This window comes from Lacticaseibacillus chiayiensis (assembly GCF_004123795.1).
In the GTDB taxonomy this organism is placed as follows: Bacteria; Bacillota; Bacilli; order Lactobacillales; family Lactobacillaceae; genus Lacticaseibacillus; species Lacticaseibacillus chiayiensis.
This window is the reverse complement of record NZ_MSSM01000094.1, coordinates 1-522: the sequence shown is the minus strand read 5'-3', so window position 1 is coordinate 522 and position 522 is coordinate 1. Positions and strand designations below refer to the sequence as shown.

General features: G+C 48.3%; 1 protein-coding gene. It reads right to left on the bottom strand.

The window, feature by feature from the left end; all coding sequences use genetic code 11:
• Window positions 1-70: 70 nt before the first annotated feature.
• Window positions 71-522: phage major capsid protein (locus BVJ53_RS14765; protein WP_129302983.1), on the bottom strand; the 452-nt coding region annotated here is incomplete at its 5' end.

Sequence of the window (522 nt, the reverse complement as noted above, 5' to 3'; positions counted from 1 at the left end):
ACCGTGATATCTTTTGTGGCACCGACACCACCTGTGAACGTTTTCTGGCTCAAAGTCACTCCGTCAGGCGTTACGCTTTTGGGGTGTATGTGAGGAAGTAGCCAGCCTTTTCGTCAGCAACAGATACACCAAATCGCATTCCTGCTTGTAAGAATTGACCGTAAATCTGATCATCAACCCAGCGAACCATGAAGTCTGCGCGGTTAGCAAACAGAATTGCCCGCTTGATGTCACCCAAAAAGGCGTGTGCTTCGCCTGCTGCACCCAAAGTATCATCAGATACAACAACAATCGGCATACCAAGAACGCTCTTGCCAGACGGGGTCAAGATACTGTCTTGCAACAAGTAACGGCCATTACCGTCCTTCACCGTATCCAAGAAGTTGTAAAAGCTCTGGGACGCGATGATGACACGTGAATATGCCGGATCTAAGTCCACATTGTTGATGTGCTTCAAATCATCGACGGAGGTAATGCTCTTTGGAGTGAATCCCTTCAGCAAAGTTGCAACGGCACTGTTAG